11 protein-coding genes and 1 tRNA gene are annotated in these 15,517 nt (G+C 54.6%); 9 read left to right on the top strand and 3 right to left on the bottom strand.

Annotation, left to right across the window (positions count from 1 at the left end; genetic code table 11):
* Positions 1 to 18: 18 nt before the first annotated feature.
* Positions 19 to 1,578: a hypothetical protein gene (locus VK738_20175; protein ID HTD24980.1), complete on the bottom strand. Its 1,560-nt coding sequence runs from the start codon at positions 1,576 to 1,578 to the stop codon at positions 19 to 21.
* 112 nt (positions 1,579 to 1,690) lie between these two features.
* Here VK738_20175 and VK738_20180 point away from each other — a divergent pair, with 112 nt between their 5' ends.
* From VK738_20180 to VK738_20215, 8 genes are all read left to right on the top strand, one after another.
* A complete protein-coding gene (locus VK738_20180; GenBank protein ID HTD24981.1) occupies positions 1,691 to 2,908 on the top strand; it encodes an ABC transporter permease in 1,218 nt (405 codons plus the stop codon).
* 42 nt (positions 2,909 to 2,950) lie between these two features.
* Positions 2,951 to 3,562: an RDD family protein gene (locus VK738_20185; GenBank protein HTD24982.1), complete on the top strand. Its 612-nt coding sequence runs from the start codon at positions 2,951 to 2,953 to the stop codon at positions 3,560 to 3,562.
* A gap of 359 nt (positions 3,563 to 3,921) precedes the next feature.
* Entirely contained in the window at positions 3,922 to 5,469 is a 1,548-nt protein-coding gene (locus VK738_20190; GenBank protein ID HTD24983.1) for a PAS domain S-box protein, read from the top strand.
* An 8-nt stretch (positions 5,470 to 5,477) separates the two neighbouring features.
* The gene (locus tag VK738_20195; GenBank protein HTD24984.1) at positions 5,478 to 6,308 is read left to right on the top strand and encodes a response regulator; all 831 of its coding nucleotides are present in this window, start codon (positions 5,478 to 5,480) and stop codon (positions 6,306 to 6,308) included.
* The gene (locus tag VK738_20200) at positions 6,305 to 8,779 is read left to right on the top strand and encodes a response regulator (GenBank protein ID HTD24985.1); all 2,475 of its coding nucleotides are present in this window, start codon (positions 6,305 to 6,307) and stop codon (positions 8,777 to 8,779) included. The genes VK738_20195 and VK738_20200 overlap by 4 nt, the downstream gene beginning before the upstream one ends.
* Positions 8,780 to 8,852: 73 nt before the next feature.
* On the top strand, positions 8,853 to 10,097 hold the full coding sequence (locus VK738_20205) for an MFS transporter (protein ID HTD24986.1): 1,245 nt from the start codon (positions 8,853 to 8,855) through the stop codon (positions 10,095 to 10,097).
* A complete protein-coding gene (locus VK738_20210) occupies positions 10,094 to 11,584 on the top strand; it encodes a hypothetical protein (protein ID HTD24987.1) in 1,491 nt (496 codons plus the stop codon). Before VK738_20205 ends, VK738_20210 begins: the two co-directional genes overlap by 4 nt.
* Positions 11,562 to 12,518, top strand: a complete 957-nt coding sequence (locus VK738_20215; GenBank protein HTD24988.1) for a dihydrodipicolinate synthase family protein — start codon at positions 11,562 to 11,564, stop codon at positions 12,516 to 12,518. Before VK738_20210 ends, VK738_20215 begins: the two co-directional genes overlap by 23 nt.
* 490 nt (positions 12,519 to 13,008) lie before the next feature.
* On the opposite strand, the gene VK738_20220 is transcribed toward VK738_20215, so the two are convergent.
* Complete coding sequence (locus VK738_20220; protein HTD24989.1) at positions 13,009 to 13,872, bottom strand: hypothetical protein; 864 nt, start codon at positions 13,870 to 13,872, stop codon at positions 13,009 to 13,011.
* A 235-nt stretch (positions 13,873 to 14,107) separates the two neighbouring features.
* On the opposite strand from VK738_20220, the gene VK738_20225 reads away from it, so the two are divergent.
* Positions 14,108 to 14,197 (top strand) — tRNA-Ser (locus tag VK738_20225).
* A gap of 868 nt (positions 14,198 to 15,065) precedes the next feature.
* On the opposite strand, the gene VK738_20230 is transcribed toward VK738_20225, so the two are convergent.
* The coding region (locus VK738_20230; GenBank protein HTD24990.1) for a DNA-3-methyladenine glycosylase I at positions 15,066 to 15,517 on the bottom strand (452 nt) is incomplete at its 5' end.

The following is a 15,517-nucleotide window of genomic DNA, read 5'->3' on the forward strand; positions in this document are numbered from 1 at the left end:
CAGCTCTGAGAACTGCTTCTAAGGAATGCGGCAGATCCGCACGGCCTGGTTGGCATAGGGACAAGAGAGAGCATCGGCTGCAGGATGTGAGGCTGATATCAAGACCCAATTGACCCCGAAATCCCGGTGCAACCTCTCGAAATCAGCCCGCTGAAATTGATCCCAGTTGCTACGGGCGTGCACTTCGTTATGCCAGCGGCTGGCAATGGCAGGAAACAGCAGCACTACACCGGAATCCTTGATGTAGTCTGCCATCACACTGCGCTCTGCCAGCGCTCGGAACCCGTGCTCATCCACAATGGGTGCGTGCATATAATAAGGATCCATGGCAAAGTAGGCGTCCACGGGTGTGTTCTGCCGCACCCATGCGTAAGCCTGCAGCCACGGGTTGCGCGGCGCGGCGCTGGGCAGCTCGATATGACTGCTGGCTGGGTAGAGCTGGCGCTGCGCGTAGAACATAGCCAGCGAAATAGGAACAAACAGTAATAGCCAGCGAACCACGCTGCGCCGCAGGACAAATTGCCCCAGTAACCCGCCGGAAAGAATAACAAAGAAAAGATAGACGAGATGAAATCCGCGCATGGGTTGATAGGGAGTAAGGCGCTCAAAAGCGGGGGGAATAGTGACCACGCAGGCCGCAACAAAAATGAAGATGGCAAACAGCATTAGCCTGCGCGCAAGAAAAGCCAGACGAGGCAAATTTTTTTCGCGCGCGATGCGGGCATACCACCAGAAAAAGATCATCGGGCCAAAGATGCCCAACCACTCATACCAACTCCATCGGATGAGGTAGTGGATGGAGCGCGTGCGGGCGGCTTCCAGCCAGGCATCCGAACCTTTTTCGAAGAGAGCAGAAAGCGGAAGACCCAGCAACAGTGCGAAAGCCCCAGAAGGAACGATGCGTATTCTTGCAGGAAGCCACTTCTCCGGAAACAAAAAGAAGAACGCCAGCAAGACAGCATAGAAAGCCATCTGGATGTGCAGCAGAGCGGCCAGGATCACCCAGATGGGAGCCCGCCAGAATTTGCGGTCGAGTATATCCACCAACATCAGCAAAAGCAGCGCAGTGGCAGGCGCACGAGGATTCAGGTATTCATCCACCAGATAGAGCCCCGTGCCGGCGACCCCGATTGTAAGTAAGGCCGCGACCAAGGCCACCGACGCCCACTGGCCTTGAGGAGACGAGAAACAGCGCCGCGCGATCCGCAGGCACCCCCAAAGCACTAGATAAATAGATGCCAGATGCCAGAGCAGCATGGTGGCCTCGAGCGAGAGATGCGTCAGCCGTGAGGAGAAAGCCACGGCTTCATCGAAAAGCGTCGGCCGCGTCTGGGGAGCGAACAATTCCGTATCGAAGGGATACAGCGACGGCTGAAGATGCTGCTTGATGGCGGGCAAATAGATTCCCTGGTCTTCAATGCCGACGTGGTAACCGTGAATCAAGACTGCGGCCAGGGTCAGCAGGAGCAGCATGACAGTGGTAAATACGCGTGAGCCCGGGGAGGGGATCAAGGGCTTGGCGGAAGAAGCAGTTGCGATGTTTGTCTCCTCCGCAAGCTGGGTCGCAATTCGATTCATGCAAACAAGCAGTCTAACAAATTGGCCTTCATGGGCTCGGGTTTTCTGCTTAGAAACCCATATCGAAACTTTTCACCAAATTTTCAGGGAAAGCTGATACACCAAGATATAGATGCTGATCTCGTTCATCTTTCGGCAGGCGTTGCGCGCATTGTGGCGCAACAAGTTGCGCAGTTTCCTGACCCTGTTGGGGATCATTATGGGTGTGGCGTCGTTTATCTGCGTTGTGGGTATCGGCAGCGCCGGCTCGAACCGCGTGCAAGATCAGCTCGATAAGCTGGGCGACAACATGATCTGGATCGAGGCGGGCAGCCGCAAAAGCAATGGGGTCCGCGCCGGGACGCGCGGCATCCGGACATTGGTCATGGAAGACGTCCGCGCGATCACGGAGCAAGTCCCGCTGGTAAAACTTGTATCGCCAAATGTAGATGGACACATCCAGGCGGTCTACGGAAACACCAACTGGGGAACACAGTATCGTGGCGTGACCCCTGAATATCAGCAGATCCGGCGCTGGGACCTGCACGCTGGCACGATGTTCACCGCCGAGGACGTAAACAGCTCTGCCCTGGTTTGCGTGATCGGCCAGACTGTCATTGACAACTTGTTTGGCAGCGAAGACCCTATTGGAAAGACCATCCGTGTCAGCACCCTCCCCTGCAAAGTCGTCGGAACCATGGAGCGCAAAGGGATCTCAGCCACCGGCCAGGACCAGGATGATTTTGTGCTGATGCCCTATACCACAGTCCAGAAGAAGATTACCGGCACCTTCTGGCTGGATGATGTCTATTGTTCTGCCATCTCACAGACGGCAATTTCCGAGGCTCAACATCAGATCACCAGCCTGCTGCGCGAGCGGCATCACCTCTCGCCTGGTGATGATGACGACTTCAACATCCGCAGCCCGGAAGAGCTTATACGGGCGCAACTGGCAACTGCGCAAGCTTTCACGTTCCTTCTCGCCGGAACCGCTTCGCTTTCATTGCTGGTGGGTGGAATTGGAATCATGAATATCATGCTGGTTTCCGTGACGGAGCGCACCCGCGAAATTGGAGTACGCCTGGCCGTGGGCGCTACCGAGCATGCCGTGCGCCTGCAGTTCCTGAGCGAGGCGGTGGTCATCAGCGTTCTGGGCGGAATTTTGGGAGTGCTGACCGGTTTGCTGAGTGCTGTAGCTCTCCAAAATACCCTGCACTGGGAAATTCAGATCACGCAAACTGTCGCCCTGATCGGATGCCTCTTTTCAGTCTTTATGGGTGTGTTCTTTGGCTACTACCCGGCCAACAAGGCGGCCCAACTGAATCCCATTGAAGCCCTGCGATACGAGTGATAGAGTACCCCGTAAGCCCCTAACATTTTTAAGGACTGCGATATGGCAACAACCAGCGCTGGCATGGCTTGCTCGATTTGCGATGCTTCTACGATATTGCCGGAGAAGCGGCTTTATGGCTCTTATGTATGTAGCACATGTCACAGCAGTTTTGCCATGCGACGTGCTTTTGCCCACATCCTGGACGTAGTGCTTTTCAGTGTTGTGACCGTTCCTTTTACTTTTGTAGTTCTGCTGCTCTCAGGAATCAGCGGCGGGATTGTGGGAGCAGCAACCAACAGTGACAACAGAGGCGCGAATGTGGCGATGATGGTTTTCTTTCTGTGCATGTTGGGATTTATGTTTCTTTTCCTCGCCAAAGATGGCTTCGCGGGACACTCGCCTGCGAAAGCCATGCTGGGATTGCAGGTCATTGACGATCTCACCGGCCGGCCCGCCAACTTCTGGGATTCCTTCCAGAGAAATCTACCTACCCAAATTCCTTTCATGCATTGGTATGTGCTTTATCAGTTATTGCAATATGACGGCAGGCGCATCGGCGATGGCTGGTCGCGCACCAAAGTCATATGGAAGCCTTATCGCGATAAGGCCCCATTCCTCTCCCGAAAGCAATTGCAGGCCCGGCTTGCCGCCAAAGCAGTTGCAAAAAGCTAACCGCAGAGGACGCGCAGGAGCGCAGAGGGAACCAACGGGGTAAGCTAGAAACATCTAGATCAAACTTCCACAAAATGGAATCCCATTATGGGATAAAAGTGATGATATTTCCCATAATGGAAAGTATATCCAGATAGGTCCCGCAATCCTGATTACTTTATATATATCCTGTGTTACTCTTTTCGCGCTTCTATATGCAGTTGCCCTAAAAGGCACCTACGGGCTTGACCTTCCAATATAAAGCCCTAAACGTGCCCTCCCAAAAGGGCCCCAAAAACTGTTATGCGAGTTCGCGCTTTTGCAGATTGACCAGCGGGGAACCACAACAGGTTCATAGCGGTGGAGGTTCCGCAACTACGATGGGGGAACCAAAACAAACTCCGGAGAACCTCGGCCATTCCTGGCCGGCCCTTAAAGAGAACTTCCAGTCATTTTTGGAAGCAGCGCCCGATGCCATCATCATTGTGGACGAGCAGGGACATGTTGTTCTCACCAACCCGCAAACGCGGGTCCTGTTTGGATACGCCGAAAGCGAACTTACAGGCAAGCCGATTGAGGTGCTTATTCCCCAAAGATTTCATGGGAAGCACGAGAAGGACCGGACAAAATTTTCTGCGGACCCGAAGGTGCGGCGCATGGGAGAAGGGTTGGAGCTCTTCGGGCTACGGAAAGACGGTACGGAATTCCCGGTAGAGATTAGCCTAAGTCCTCTCACGACTCAGGAAGGCAGATTCGTCATCAGCGCCATTCGCGACACCAGTGAGCGTCGCCGTGCCGAGGAGCAATTTCGCGCCCTTCTGGAGTCGGCGCCCGACGCAATGGTCATTGTGAAGTCCGATGGAAACATTGTGCTGGCAAATTCACAGACCGAAAAGCTGTTCGGCTACAGCAAGAGCGAATTGCTGGGTCGCCCGGTTGAAGTCCTGATTCCAGAACGGTTTCGTCCGCGCCATCCCCAGCACCGGGGAAGTTTTTTTGCCGACCCTCGCGTGCGTCCCATGGGAGCAGGTTTTGAGCTTTACGGCTTGCGGAAAGACGGAAGCGAGTTTCCGGTTGAGATCAGCCTCAGCCCTCTAAGAACGGCAGAGGGAACTCTGGTCACCAGCGCAATTCGTGACATTACCGAGCGCAAACTGTTAGAAGCTGTGCTCAAAGAAAAGAACCTCGAGCTTGAAAAAGCCAGTTTGGCAAAAGACCGGTTTCTGGCCACCATGTCGCATGAACTGCGCACTCCGTTGAATGCAATTATTGGATTTACCGGCGTCATGTTAATGGGCCTGCCTGGCCCACTGACGGCTGAGCAGGAAAAACAGCTCACCATGGTGCAATCTGGAGCGAAACATCTGCTTTCATTGATTAACGACCTGCTCGATCTCGCCAAGATCCAATCCGGGCAAGTTGAACTCACCTTTGAACAAGTGGATTGCAACACGGTCGTGACTGAAGTTGTCAATGCGCTTCAGCCCTTGGCAACGAGGAAGGGATTGGAACTCCTGGTGGATATGCCGCCGCAATCCATCGTTCTAGCTACCGACCGGCGCGCTCTAACGCAAATTCTGCTCAACCTTGTGAACAATGCGGTCAAGTATACCGAAAAAGGCAGCGTAGTTATTGAGCTTAAGGACGACCATCGAGGCGACGGTCCCATTGCATCATTCCACGTTCTTGATACCGGAGTGGGAATTGCGCCGGAGAACATCAGCAAGCTCTTTCAGGCTTTCACCCAGATCGGCGCCAAAAAGGTCGAGGGCACGGGACTGGGGCTTCACTTAAGCCAACAACTTGCCGCCATGCTGGGCGGCGCCATTTCAGTTCAAAGCGAATTGGGAAAAGGCAGCGATTTCAGTTTGATTCTGGGCTCGGCAAGAAAAAAGCAGTCGCAACAAGATAAAACCGCTTCTCACTGATGACAAAAATGGCAAACAACGTTTTAGTGATCGAGGACAACCCGGCAAACCTGGAGCTGATGTTGTATTTGCTGCGCGCCTATGGTTTTGAAGCGACAGGCTGCCAGACCGGGGCCGATGGCATGGAGAAGGCACAAACCTGCGACTTTGACCTCATTTTATGTGACATTCAATTGCCTGATATAGATGGCGTGGAGATTGCCCGCGCGCTGAAGCTTGATCGAAGACCCCCGCTGGTGGCGGTAACAGCTTTGGCCATGATCGGAGACCGGGACCGCCTTTTGGCTGCCGGTTTTGATGGTTATATCTCCAAGCCGATTGACCCTAAGGCTTTCGTGGAAACCGTGAAGGGATTTCTGCCGGAGGGGAAGAGACTGGCTACGCGAACCGTCCCAGATTCTTCAGGGGTCGCTGCCGTGCCGCAGCGCCCGCAACAAACATTGGCCCGCCGGGAGATCATTCTGGTGGTTGATGATCTTGATGCAAACCGGTACCTGCTGCAAACATTCCTGAAATCAGCCGGGTTCCAGGTCATCGAAGCCGGGTCGGCAAAAGAAGGAGCTAATAAAGCCCTCGAAGCGCACCCGAACATGATCATCTGTGATGTGAACATGCCACTGGAGGACGGAGAAAAATTTCTCGCCCTGCTCAAAGCCCATCCGGAGATGGCCGAGGTTCCCGTACTTATGGTGACGTCTTCCGATAACCCCACCCAGCAGACCAAAGAACGATTGCGGGATGCAGGAGCGGTGGGGCTTCTGATGCGGCCAATCGAATCGGCCGTGCTCCTGCAACTGATCGAGAAAGAACTTGCAAAAGGTAAGGGCATAGAAGCATGACGAAAGCAAAAAAAATACTCGTGATCGAAGACGATCTTGGCAGCCGGGAATACCTGGCCTACCTGCTCAAAGACGCCGGATATGAAGTGGAATCGGCGGAAAGTGGCGAACTGGCCCTGGAGATTTTGCTTTCGTCCCATCCTGACCTGGTCATTAGCGACATTCTTATGCCAGGGATGGATGGTTTCGAGCTGGTGCAGAGGCTGCGCACGAAGCGCTCACTGGCGAACGTTCCGGTGCTTTTTTATTCCGCCACTTATCATCAAGCTGAAGCCGAGGGGCTGATGGGCAAGGCCGGCCTGGCGCAACGTCTCGAGAAGCCAGCCGAGCCCAAGGTGATACTGAAGGCAGTGGAAGATGCGCTGAACCAGCCACACGCGCATGGGTCTTTTGATTCCTCGGCTTTTTCGGAAGACCATCTGCGGGTGGTTTCTGAAAAACTGATCCAGAAGATGCAGGCGCTCACCGCTGCAAACCAGAAGCTGGAGGAATCGCGAGTAGAGCTGGAAGCTGAAATGCACTCGCGCAAAAAGCTGGAAGAAGAGCTGCGGGAGAGTGAATCGCGGTTGCGCCAAATCACTTCATGCGCCCCAGTGGGAATTTACCAGGCCAACCCTTTGGGTGAATGCCTGTTCGTCAATGAGTGGTGGATTTCTATCACAGGACTACCGTTGCAGGAATGTTTGGGCTGGGGGTGGATCCAAGCCGTGCATCCGGCAGACCGGGATGTAGTAGTCACTGCAGTTAAGAAAGCAATGGCCGAAGAAGGGGTCTATCAAGGCGAATTTCGCATTCTCACATCCAGTCAACAGACGCGCTCGGTCATCTCGCACGCCGTTCCCGTGAGAGGACTGGATGGCGGGATCTCAGGTTATGTTGGGATGCTGCTGGATGTTACAGAGCGGAAACAATTGGAAGACCAGTTGCGGCAATCGCAAAAGATGGAGGCCGTAGGGCAACTTGCCGCCGGCGTCGCGCATGACTTTAACAATCTGCTTGCCATCATCATGGGCAATACAGAACTGGCTTTACTGCGGATAGAAGAAACCAACCCCATTGCTCGTAAATTGCAGGATGTAAAATCAGCAACCGACAAAGCTGCCCGCCTGATACGCCAACTGCTGATGTTCAGCCGCCAGGAAATCAACGAGCCCAGAAAAATTGACCTCAATCCTGCGATTTCCGTTTCCAGCCGGTTCCTGCGCCGCCTGATCGGAGAAAATATTTCAATTCGATTGCTGCTGACCGATGAGCCTGCAACCGTAACGATTGATCCAGGCCATCTCGAGCAAGTGCTGATGAACATGATTATCAATGCGCGGGACGCAATGCCCCATGGCGGCACGGTCACCATTGAAACGTCGGTGGCAGATCTAAGATCGGAATCTTTAGAACCAGGCTTTACGCCGCAGCCGGGTTCCTATGCGTTGCTGGCCGTCAGCGACACGGGCACGGGCATGGATGCAGCCACCAAGTCTCATATCTTTGAACCATTTTTTACCACCAAGGAAAAAGGGAAAGGGACCGGATTGGGGCTGGCCACAGTGGAGGGCATTATCAAACAAGCGGGAGGCCAGATCGCGGTATACAGCGAAGTTGACCGCGGGACGACGTTCAAAATCTTCTTGCCCTTGAGTTCAGCAGCCGCCGAACCACAGATACAGGCTGAAAGAGAGCTGGTGCCAGGAGAGAGCGAGACAGTTCTGTTAGTGGAAGATGAAACCGCTCTTCGCACGACGGTGCGAGAGTGCCTGCTAGAGAGCGGTTACAAAGTGCTTGAGGCGGGCGACGGAGTGGAGGCGATTGCAATCGCAGACCAACATAAAGGAAAGATTGACCTGTTACTGACGGACATAGTCATGCCACGCATGGGAAGCACAAATTTGGTCAACTATATCGCAACCAAATATCCCGCCACCCAGGTATTACTGATGACGGGATACACCGAGGACTTCGCAATTCGACAGGGCATGCTGCGAGCACCTCGCGTGATTCAAAAGCCTTTCACACGGCACTCGCTGCTTCAAAAAATACGGACTGTGCTGGATGCCGCTAAACCATCTTCCAGGAAACATACGATCCTGCTGGCAGAAGACGACCCCAGTTACCGGGAGCTGATTGTCGATACGCTGCAATCCTCCGGGTTCGAGGTGCTGTCTTCCCAGAGTGGAACTCGGGCGCTGCTCCATGGATTCCCCAACAAGATTGACCTGGCCATTTTGGATGTACTCGTACCACGGGCAAGCAGCTTTTCTGTCTGCCGGAAATTAAGATCCAATCCTAAGACGGCCAAGATGCCAATTATCGTCATCAGCGGGCTTACCACCAAAGATGATCAGCGGCTCGCCCTCGAAGCCGGCGCCAGCATGTTTCTGCGCAAGCCGTTCAGCACTGACGAATTACTTTCAAGCATCAAGACGTTGCTGGTCAGCCAACAGACCGGCAGTGAGAATCTGCCACCACGTCTATAGCTCCATAATCACTATGCGGTATTGCTGCCCCGCTGCTGGTACACTGTTGGGCACCCATGGGCAGGCCTTCAAAATGGAGCGCGAAGAAGTGAAGGCCTCCACGTCTCCTGCCCTTGAGAGAGCGCTGCCCAGCGAACGCACCGGCCCATTTCTGGCAATCAGCAATGCATTTCTAGCCTTGTTCTCCATCGTTGGTCTGGCACTGTGGGGACTTCCCTTTTATTACGACTTTATGGTGCGGCAGTTCGGATGGAGCCACGCCCAGGTCACCTCGGGCAACGCGTACAGCAAGGTGGCGGTTGGCCTCATCTTCGGAGTTATCGCGGGATGGCTGGTAGACCGTTTTGGCCCACGCCGCCTGATGATGGCGGGCGTATTGATGGCAGGCGCGGCACTGATAGGCCTCGGTTATATTTCAACTCTGGGAGGGTTCTACTTTTTTTACGTGTTCAATGCCCTGGGATACGTTTGTGGCGGCCCGCTGCCCAACCAGGTATTGCTTTCCCGCTGGTTTGATCAATCGCGCGGCAAGGCAATGGGCTTCGCCTACTTAGGCATCAGTTTGGGAGCTGCAACCGTTCCCTGGATTTCAACATTGCTGGTCCACCGATTCGGGTGGCAGGCAGCCTTGCGCATACTTGGCATATTGATCATTGTCATCTCTTTTCCCATGGCATTTTTTGTGAAAGATGCGCCGGCCAATAGACGGCCAGAAGAAGATACCGCAGCGGGTCCAGCCGCAATCAAGAGTGCATTCAAGACCTTTCCCTTTTATCTGCTGGCCCTGGGGAGCATGTGTTCAATTGCGGCCGTCAGCGGTGCGCAGCAGAATCTTAAGCTGTACCTGAGTCTCGACCAGCACTACACCCAGTTCGAGGCAGCTCGCATCGTCTCGCTGGTGTTCACCTTCAGCATCGTCGGACGCCTGCTTATGGGCTGGCTGGCCGACCGCTTTCCGAAGAAATACGTCATGCTGCTGATTTATCTTCTGGTTGCCTGCGCCATCCCTTTGTTATTCATCGCACCGTTCAAGGGTGGAATGTACGTTTTCGCGGTGATCTTTGGCATCGGTCTGGGCGGAGACTACATGATCATTCCTCTCATGACCGCCGAGATTTTTGGGGTGCGCATTCTGGGCACATTGATGGGCGTTCTTCTCACCGCTGACAGCGTCGCCGAGGCCGTCTCACCCTTAGTGGTCGGCCACCTGCGCGATGTGAGTGGAACTTACCGCAGCGGGTTTCTGGTGCTGGTCGCCGTGGCATTGTTGGGAGCCATTGCAGTGGCGGCCTTGCCCAGACGGAGACCGGCGGCATGAGCACACGCGAAATCCTGCGCCTGGGAAGCGTGAAAGACGTTGAGCATTTTCAGGGGCACCTGGATGTAAGCGGACTCAAGATTCCGTGCGATCGCGAGTTGCTCCCAGGTGCGAAGTCACCTCTGGCCCAGCCCCTGATATGCAGTGGGATGACAATTGGCAACCGGATCGCAATCCAGCCGATGGAAGGCTGGGATGGAACACCGGATGGCGATCCTACCGAGAACACACTCCGGCGATGGCAGCGCTTCGGGGCGAGCGGCGCGAAGTTGATCTGGGGTGGAGAAGCAGTCGCGGTTTCCCATAATGGGCGGGCTAATCCAAATCAGTTGGTCATAGCCTCGCATACACAAGAAGGATTGGCGCGGCTGCGCGCGGCGCTCATTGAAGAGCATAAGCATACAACCGGTTCGGCTGACGGCCTGATGATCGGTTTGCAGTTAACCCACTCGGGACGCTACAGCCGTCCTAATGCCAAAGACAGGCTAGAACCTCGTATCCTGTACCACCATCCGATTTTGGACCGCAGGTTGGGGCTGCCCAATGATTATCCGGTGCTGACGGATGAAGAGATTGCGGCCATCATCGAAGACTTTTGCCGCGCGGGCAAGACTGCGCTCGAACTGGGATTCGATTTCGTTGATATCAAGCACTGCCATGGCTATCTTGGACATGAATTTTTGAGCGCACACACCCGGGAAGGAAGCTACGGCGGCGGCTTTGAGAATCGTACACGCTTTCTCCGCGAAGTAGTCAAGGGAATACGATCAGCCGCTCCCGGATTGCAAATTGGCGTGCGCCTTTCTGCCTTCGACAACATACCTTTTCATGCCGACCCCGAAGAATCAACGCCAGGCAAACCGGGACGCGGAATTCCAGAGAGCGCTGACAAGTTGCTTCCCTATCGCTGGGGGTTTGGCGTCAATCAGCAAGCCCCTACTGAATCTGACCTCACCGAAACGGTGCGTTTTCTGTCGCTGTTAGAAGAATTGGACATTCGTTTGGTAAATCTGACGGCGGGCAGTCCTTATTACAATCCTCATATTCAAAGACCGGCGCTCTATCCTCCGTCAGATGGATATCTGCCACCTGAAGATCCTCTCGCCGGCGTGGCCCGGCAGATGGAAGCCGTGCACCGGCTCAAGCAAAAATTTCCCAGGCTTGTTTTCGTAGGCTCAGCCTACAGCTATCTGCAGGATTTTCTGCCGCACGTGGCGCAGGCGGCAGTACGCGAAGGATGGGTGGATTTCGTGGGCCTGGGACGCATGGTCTTGAGCTATCCCGAGGTGCTTTGGGATGCGCTCGAAGGACGGAGTGTTCAACGCAAGAAGATCTGCAGAACGTTCAGCGATTGCACCACAGCGCCGCGCAATGGGCTGCCTTCGGGATGCTATCCGCTCGACGCATATTACAAAGAGTCTGAACTCGGAATCCAATTGAAAAAAATAAAAGCCGGAAAGAGCAATGAAAATCGAAACTCTGACTAAGCAATGGCAGCCCCGCCGTAAAGTCCACGGAATTGCGGCAGCGTTGCTTCCATTTCGGGAAAATGGAAAAATAGCGGTGGAAGCTTTTCAACGTCATCTGTTAGCCACGCAGCAGGCTGGACTGATGAATGCCGTGAACATGGATACCGGCTATGTGAATTACCTGGGCGAAAGCGAAAAACTGGAGGTCCTCGAGTGGGCGCGGGAAGTGCTGGGAAAAGACGTTCCGTTTGTCGCTGGAGCATACATCGAAGGCCAAAAGGACGAAGGCGAAGTGGTGGCGCTATATCGCCGGCAGATTGAGACCATCCTGAAATTCGGCGGAATACCGATCCTGTTTCAAACCGCGCGGCTGCACGGAAAAACAGCTCGCGAAAAAGTTGAGACCTACCATGCCATTTGCCGAGGGTATCCACACATACTCGCCTTTGAGCTGGGCACCATGTTCGCGCCCAATGGGGAGATCTTCGATGAAGAGACCGTGCGCGGCCTGATGGAAATTCCCGAGATCAAGGGAATGAAACACTCCTCGCTCGACCGCACGCTTGAAGTCGAGCGCCTTGCGCTGCGCGACGCACAACGGCCCGACTTCCGCATTTATACCGGGAACGATCTGGGCATCAACATGATTGAGTACGGCTCCGACTATTTGCTGGGATTGGCAACCTTGGCGCCGGAAAAGTTTGCCGAACGCGACCGCTTATGGGAATCAGGCGACGCCGCTTACTACGCTCTTGCGGATGCACTGCAATATTTGGGAAACGTGGTATTTCGGACGCCAGTCCCAGCCTACAAACACTCCGCAGCGGTATTTCTAAATTTGCTGGGGCGCATTCCGACTGCGTTAGCCCATCCGAGGAACCCCAGGCGTCCGGCGTGGGAGGCAGAAATCTTGGCGGACTGCGCCCGGCGATTGGGATACGCCGCTCTGTAAAAGCAGTTCTCAGGTGAGGCGCGATCACTTTGGCTGCTCAAGCCGTGGGCGATGGGGGGGGTACCAGCAAGTGGGCGGAGCCCTAAAAATAGCGCTGATCACCGCGTATTTGCTGGGGAAAGTCGATGCCGGGGTAGGGACTTGCTGAAGCAGTCGTCAGTCCTCAGGACAAGCTGCGGACTTTTTGAATCCAGCTTAAAGAGGCTTTGTTCTAAGCGCTGCGCTGCGCCCCTGCCTTCGGCAGAGCGGAAGGGACACTTTGTCCATCCTCACCCAGCGCTGGCGCGCTGGGCTGACCTCTATTTCGCGCCTACGGCGCTCGAATTTTCAAAGACCAAATGGGCTTTATTCTAAGGGCTCCGCGGTAAACCGCTACGCCCTCGCGAAAAGTTCGTGCGATCCGGCACTCACTTTTCGCTCACCCGATTCAAATTAAGCCCTGCATTCTGAAATGCTTCTTGAACTGGTGAATCTGCCTTTCTACCTTCTTTCAAAACGTACGTATGTAACGAGGGCCGGGACTCGGGCCGTTCTGCTGCGAACTGTTCTCCGGGGCTTTCTCTGGCTGGTTTGGGGCTATGAAAGGTGGAAAGGGAGAATGCCCGTGCAGGATTCGTTCATAGCGCTGGGAGCCTTCATGCTGACCGTTTGGTTGCGTTTCATTTTGCTGCTCGGCTTTTGCCGGTTGTTGAGCTTCTGTCTGATTTTGGGCGCTGGCGACAGATGCCGGGCTGAGGCTCGGCTGCTTGTCTTGATCTGGTTTGTCTTGTCTTCTGTCTAGTTTTGCCGTGTCTGGTTTTGGGTCTGGCTGGTTTGGCGGAGAGAAGGGCTTCGGAACCGAAGTGCCGGTGGTCTCACGAGGATAGATCTGGGCTCCGTTGATATCTCTGATGACAAAGTTCACACCTTCGAAAGGCTGTTTCTTGGCGGGGCGGGCAGCTTTGCCGGTGGCCTCGCGCTGGGAGCGCGCCTCGAACTCAAAGGTGCGGAGCACAGCGAGGGCGCACTGGCGCATTTCGGCGGCGGCGCGGAGGTCAATGTTGCCCTGGCAGAACTGGCGGGCGACCTCGTTTAAAAACTCGGCCACGCCGGAGGCTTCGCGCATTGGTTTGGCGAGAAGACAGGCCAGCTCTGGAATGGCTTGGGGAGTAGCTTGGGCGTCGCGTCTGCGAAGGACTCCGCCGGCGCGGCGTGCTGCCGCGCTTTTCTTTTGCGACTCGGGATCGTGAAGGAAGCAATATTGCCTGCCCTTCCGGGGATGGGCCTTGCACTCGGTCCCGTCGCTACGTTTGTGGCAGCAACGGGGTTGTTGGCTGGGGTTGGTTTTTACTCCAAAAAGCTGTGCGATTTTCATAGATATCCTTTCCGGTATCCCTTCCAGGGACACCTGAGGACAATGATGACGCACAATTGGTGAAAATCAGCCCTTTTGATATCAGAATGGTATCATTTTTAATCTTTTTTGCCACGAATGAGTACGCATTTTATAGACAAAGCCCCACCCAGCCATTCGGCAAACTCAGCGCAGGCTGCAACATACCCGGAGCAGGGATTTTAAAGTGCTGTTAAACTGTTGAAAACACTCACGCGGAGGGATGTGTGAGCGGTTGAAACAGGCGGTCTTGAAAACCGCTATACCCGAAAGGGTATCGGGGGTTCGAATCCCTCTCCCTCCGCCAGACGATTTCTCCTTTGGCTTCTAAGGACAATCTGCGAATGAGCAAGCCGACAAACCTGACGTATGAGGACTCTTGCCGGGAGCTTCAGAAAGCGGGCTGGCTGGCTCCCGGCACTGCGCCCAGACTTCCATCAAAGCGTCCAAATTACGATGATGACGGCTTATTCGGGGTACGCTTGTTCCGCACGATGACGAAAGACAAAACCCTCGAGAATCTGACTCTGCCACGCACGTTCTTCGGACGTTCTGAAATCCGGAATGTGTCATTCGCGGGCACCGACTTGTCAGAATCAACTTTATGCTGGAATGACTTCATCTGGGTTGACTTCACAAATTGCGACCTCTGTAATTGCGACATGCGAGCCGCGCTTTTCGACACAGTCAAATTCTCTGGGGCTAATCTCAACCAGAGTGATCTGCGCGGATCTGATTTCAAAGATTGCGATTTTTCAAACGCGCGTCTTCAAGGCGCGAAACTAACGAAGAGCCAGGGTCTACGCTTGAATTTGTCCCCGCAGCAACAGCAAGAGGTTGATTGGCAAGAGCTTGACGGCGAAGAGCCCGGCGGCGGTTGATGTTTCACGAGGCCCTGTTCCTTCAGCCGATTGCGGGTTGATTTAACGGCAAGCCGGAAGTTATTCGGGCCCGAAGTCGGCTTGGGAGAAGTGAGAAGTTGCTGACTGTCGCCCGCGCCGATCTCCTCGAAGCCCGTTTCGGGACCGCGCGAACAAGGAACTGAAGGGCGCCCGGATTACTTCCGCATTGCCGACCATCCGCTCGGGAACCCGTGTGCTATGGAGATAATCACCCAGTGTTGCGCCAGGAGGTCATGAACTTGTCTCTTTTCAATGCCATCTCGACACGCTCCGCTACGCGGAAGATCCAGCCTTCCAATCCTGCCGGATCTCCCGATAACGGAAGCAATCGACGAGGTGATCGTTTACCATTCCAACCGCCTGCATGTGGGCATACACGATCGTCGAACCAACGAAACTGAATCCGCGACGCTTAAGGTCCTTGCTGAACACATCGGATTCGACAGAAGTTGCAGGGATCTGTCGCATGATCTTCCACCGGTTAAGCTTTGGCTGTCCGTCAACGAAACGCCAGCAATAGGAGTCGAAGCTTCCGAACTCTTCCTGGATTTTGAGAAACGCGCGTGCGTTGCGCACGGCGGCCGCAATCTTCATACGGTTGCGAATGATCTCAGAATTTAATGCGAGCTTCTCGATTCGTCGAGCCGAATATCGCGCGACTTTCTCGGGTTCAAACCCATCGAAAGCGCGCCGATAACCTTCCCGCTTCTTCAGTACAATCGTCC

The organism is Terriglobales bacterium (assembly GCA_035487355.1).
Lineage (GTDB): Bacteria > Acidobacteriota > Terriglobia > Terriglobales > Acidobacteriaceae > QIAW01.

Excerpts from the sequence above, each read along its gene's own strand:
- VK738_20175 (HTD24980.1), bottom strand. The coding sequence starts at position 1,578 with ATGAATCGAATTGCGACCCAGCTTGCGGAGGAGACAAACATCGCAACT.
- VK738_20215 (HTD24988.1), top strand. The coding sequence starts at position 11,562 with ATGAAAATCGAAACTCTGACTAAGCAATGGCAGCCCCGCCGTAAAGTC.
- VK738_20200 (HTD24985.1), top strand. The coding sequence starts at position 6,305 with ATGACGAAAGCAAAAAAAATACTCGTGATCGAAGACGATCTTGGCAGC.
- VK738_20205 (HTD24986.1), top strand. The coding sequence starts at position 8,853 with ATGGAGCGCGAAGAAGTGAAGGCCTCCACGTCTCCTGCCCTTGAGAGA.
- VK738_20180 (HTD24981.1), top strand. The coding sequence starts at position 1,691 with ATGCTGATCTCGTTCATCTTTCGGCAGGCGTTGCGCGCATTGTGGCGC.
- VK738_20185 (HTD24982.1), top strand. The coding sequence starts at position 2,951 with ATGGCAACAACCAGCGCTGGCATGGCTTGCTCGATTTGCGATGCTTCT.
- VK738_20195 (HTD24984.1), top strand. The coding sequence starts at position 5,478 with ATGGCAAACAACGTTTTAGTGATCGAGGACAACCCGGCAAACCTGGAG.
- VK738_20190 (HTD24983.1), top strand. The coding sequence starts at position 3,922 with ATGGGGGAACCAAAACAAACTCCGGAGAACCTCGGCCATTCCTGGCCG.
- VK738_20210 (HTD24987.1), top strand. The coding sequence starts at position 10,094 with ATGAGCACACGCGAAATCCTGCGCCTGGGAAGCGTGAAAGACGTTGAG.
- VK738_20220 (HTD24989.1), bottom strand. The coding sequence starts at position 13,872 with ATGAAAATCGCACAGCTTTTTGGAGTAAAAACCAACCCCAGCCAACAA.